The following is a 4081-nucleotide window of genomic DNA, read 5'->3' on the forward strand; positions in this document are numbered from 1 at the left end:
CGGCCCGCCACGCGGCGCCGCAGCGGCGACCGGAGCCCCAGCCTGCGGGCGGAGCGGGCGGCCCTGGCCACGGCGCGACGCTCCCGCACGGGCACGTTCCACGCCTCCGGGTGCAGCCCGAGCCAGCGGTGCCGGTACACGGCGTACGGCGCGAGACACAGGTAGGCGAGCGCGGCCACGGCCAGCCCCAGGAACGGCGCGGTGACGACGACGGCCGCCACCAGCCCGACGAGCACCAGCACGGGGGCGATCAGGCGCGGCGGCACCCGCACGGTCTTGAACGACAGTGTCGGGATGCGGCTCACCATGAGGCCCGCGGAGACGAGCGCCCACACCGCCACGACGATGTCGTCGCTCCACCAGCCGTCACCGAACTGCAGCGACAGGTAGAGCGGGATGCCCGAGACGAGCGCCGCGGCGGGCGCGGGCACGCCGACGAAGAACTCCTTGGCGTAGGGCACCTCGTCCTCGACGTCGAGGAGCGTGTTGAACCGCGCCAGCCGCAGCGCCATGCAGACGGCGAACACGAGCGCGACGGCCCAGCCGAACCTGCTGCCCTCGAGCTGCCAGATGTAGAGCACCAGCGCGGGCGCGACGCCGAACGACACGAGGTCCGACAGCGAGTCGAGCTCGGCGCCGATGCGGGTGCTCGCGTCGAGCAGCCGGGCGAGCCTGCCGTCGAGCGCGTCGCAGATCGCAGCGAAGCCCACGGACGCCACGCACAGCTCGAACCGACCGCTCAGCGCGAAGTAGACGGCGGACAGGCCGGAGCAGAGGGCGAGGACCGTGACGGCGTTGGGGAGCAGCCGGATGCCTGCGGAGTACACGGGCACGGCCATCACCCGTTCCCGGCGGGCGGGAGGTCGGCCAGCACGGTCTCGCCGCCGATCGTCCGCTGCCCGACCGCGACGCGGACGCGCGAACCGGGCGGGAGGTAGGTGTCGACGCGGGAACCGAAGCGGATGAGGCCGTAGATCTCACCCGCGGCGACCTCGTCGCCCGGCTTCACCTGGCACACGATGCGGCGGGCGAGCAGGCCCGCGATCTGCACGACGGCGACCACGGCGCCGTCGGTGGACTCGACGACCACGGCGTTGCGCTCGTTGTCCTCGCTGGCCTTGTCGAGGTCGGCGGAGAGGAACACTCCGGGGCGGTAGACGACGGCGCGCACGCGCCCGTCGACGGGGATCCGCTGGACGTGCACGTCGAGGACCGACAGGAAGACGCTGACGCGGGGCATGGGCACCCGCGGTAGGTCGAGCTCCTCGGGCGGAAGCACGTCGGAGACCGTGGCCACCGTGCCGTCGGCGGGCGCGAGGACGACGCCGTCGACCGGGGGGCGCACCCGGCGCGGGGCCCGGAAGAAGGCAGCGGTTGCCGCGGTGGCCAGCGCGCCGGGGACGGTTCCGTGACCGGTGACCGCGCGGACGAGGCCGGCGGCGGCCGCGACGGCGAGCACGATCGGCCTCCCGCCGGGGTGCATGGGCGGCACCGCCTCACGGATGAGCCCGACGACGTGGGGGACCGAGAATCCTGAAGGAGTCGGGCGGTGATCAGGCCGATCGGGCATGGGGGTGGGTCGGCTCCTCCGGCGTGGCGGCCCGGGCGGCCGCGGGGGCGGCGGCTACGGTACGCGGGGCACGAGGCACGTCGGCATCTGGTGCGTGGTCACCGTCTGCCACACTGTTGTGCGGCCGGGTGAGGCGCCGGAGAAAGCAAAGGGCCGGGGCCGTCATCCCCCGAGACGACGACCCCGGCCGTGGAACCGCTCGTCCGCTCCCCAGCGACGGGCGGTGGGCTCTTTGCGACGAGGGGTGGGTACCCACGTCGTGCTGAAAGTATCGCCGAGCTTCCGTTCGATCGTCCAGGCCACGGGGACATATGGCCACGATCTGCACCGATCGGCGGAACGCTCACCAGTAAGACGCTCAGCGAGCGACGATTGTTGCATCACTCGTATGTGATGTACACCACAAAGACTCGGTCGGGTCAGTCGTCCAGCAACCACACCTCGACGGGTGCGCCCGCGGGGAGCTCGGTGACGTCCTCGGGCACGACGAAGAAACACTCGGCCAGCGCCATCGACCCGAGCATGTGGGACGCGACCGTGCCCACCTCGCGCACCGTGCCCTGCACGGCGTCGACCGTGCCGCGCCGGAACTGCCTGCGCCCGGCCGGTGACCGCAGTCCCTCACTCAGCGTGGCCGTCACGACGGCACGGTCGGGGTGCGGGTGACCCATCGCGGCCCGCAGCGCCGGCCGCACGAAGACCTCGAAAGACACCTGCGAGCTGACCGGGTTGCCCGGCAGCGTCACGACGGCGACGTCGCCGAGCTCGGCCATCCGCCCGGCGCCCTGCGGACCGCCCGGCTGCATCCCGACCTTGACGAACTCCACCCCGCGTCCGGTGAACGCGTCCTTGACCACCTCGTAGGCGCCGGCGCTCACGCCACCGGACGTGAGCACCAGGTCGACGGCGCCCTCCTCCACCCGCTCGCGCAGCGTGCCGAGGAACTGCTCGACGTCGTCGGGCACGAAGCGCAGCAGCTCCGCCACGCCACCCGCGTCCTCGACGGCGGCGGCGAGCATCGGACCGTTGCTCTCGTAGATCTGCCCGGGCTGCAGCGGCGTGCCGGGGGCGACGAGCTCCGAGCCGGTGGACAGCACCAGCACGACGGGCCTGCGGCGCAGGGGCAGCGTGGCCGACCCGACCGCGGCCGCGACACCGATCTGCGCGGCCCCGAGCACGGTGCCCGCCGTCAGCACGACGTCGCCGGCGTGGACGTCCTCGCCGACATGGCGCAGGTACGCGCCCTTCTCCGGCACGACGCGGATCAGCACCCGCTCGACGCCGCCGTCGGTCTGCTCCACCGGCACCACCGCGTCGGCACCGGCCGGGACCGGGGCGCCGGTCATGATCCGGTGGACGGTGCCGGGCTCCAGGACGGGGACGTCGGTGCGCCCGGCCGGGATGTCGGCCGCAACCCGGAACGCGACGGGGCTCGCCTCCGAGGCGCCGGCCAGCTCGCCCGCGCGCACGGCGTAACCGTCCATGGCGGAGTTCTCGAACGACGGCAGGGACACCGCCGCCACGACGTCTGCGGCCAGCACCCGGCCGAGCGACTGCGCGAGCGGCACGTCCTCGGCGGGGGTGGGGCTGAGCAGGGCCGCGACGACCGCGCGGTGTTCTACGACGGACCTCGGGGCACTCGGCACACCTGCATCGTGCCTGATCCGGCTGCCTTGCACTCACCGGCGTCGAGTGCTAGAACCGCACTGGCACTCGGCACGGTAGAGTGCCAGTCGTCGAGCGGGTGAGACCGGCGCAGGGTTGCTGGTCGTCCGTCGCGGGCACCACGTTCGGCACTGTGACTTTTCGTGTCATCCCAATCGGAGGACAACACACCCATGGCGAAGATGATCGCTTTCGACGAGGAGGCGCGCCGCGGGCTCGAGCGCGGCATGAACACCCTCGCCGACGCCGTCAAGGTGACGCTCGGCCCGCGTGGTCGCAACGTCGTCCTGGAGAAGAAGTGGGGCGCGCCCACCATCACCAACGATGGTGTGTCGATCGCCAAGGAGATCGAGCTCGAGGACCCCTGGGAGAAGATCGGGGCCGAGCTCGTCAAGGAAGTTGCCAAGAAGACCGACGACGTCGCGGGTGACGGCACCACCACCGCCACCGTGCTCGCCCAGGCGATGGTCCGCGAGGGCCTGCGCAACGTGGCCGCCGGCGCCAACCCGATGGCCCTCAAGCGCGGCATCGAGAAGGCCGTCGAGGCCGTCTCGCAGCAGTTGCTGAAGACCGCCAAGGAGGTCGAGACCAAGGAGCAGATCGCTGCCACGGCCTCCATCTCCGCCGCCGACACCACGATCGGCGAGCTCATCGCCGAGGCGATGGACAAGGTCGGCAAGGAAGGCGTGATCACGGTCGAGGAGAGCCAGACCTTCGGTCTCGAGCTCGAGCTCACCGAGGGCATGCGCTTCGACAAGGGCTACATCTCGCCCTACTTCGTGACCGACCCGGAGCGTATGGAGGCCGTCCTCGACGACCCCTACGTCCTCGTCGTGAACAGCAAGA

General features: G+C 72.0%; 4 protein-coding genes. 1 reads left to right on the forward strand and 3 read right to left on the reverse strand.

From position 1 onward, the window contains the following. The 3 genes from JWR81_RS00240 to glp all read right to left on the reverse strand — a co-directional run. Nucleotides 1–839 (reverse strand): phosphatidylcholine/phosphatidylserine synthase (locus JWR81_RS00240; RefSeq protein ID WP_297645052.1); only part of this gene is annotated, 839 nt, incomplete at its 3' end. Continuing rightward, a complete protein-coding gene (locus JWR81_RS00245; RefSeq protein WP_297645054.1) occupies nucleotides 839–1570 on the reverse strand; it encodes a phosphatidylserine decarboxylase in 732 nt (243 codons plus the stop codon). The genes JWR81_RS00245 and JWR81_RS00240, both read right to left, overlap by 1 nt. Nucleotides 1571–1989: 419 nt before the next feature. Next, nucleotides 1990–3216 (reverse strand): gephyrin-like molybdotransferase Glp, encoded by a 1227-nt coding sequence (gene glp, locus JWR81_RS00250; protein ID WP_297645057.1) that lies wholly within the window; start codon nucleotides 3214–3216, stop codon nucleotides 1990–1992. Nucleotides 3217–3408: 192 nt separating this feature from the next. On the opposite strand from glp, the gene groEL reads away from it, so the two are divergent. After that, nucleotides 3409–4081 (forward strand): chaperonin GroEL (groEL, locus tag JWR81_RS00255; protein ID WP_297645059.1); only part of this gene is annotated, 673 nt, incomplete at its 3' end.

The sequence above is a fragment of the Pseudonocardia sp. genome (assembly GCF_025965585.1).
Classification (GTDB): domain Bacteria; phylum Actinomycetota; class Actinomycetes; order Mycobacteriales; family Pseudonocardiaceae; genus Pseudonocardia.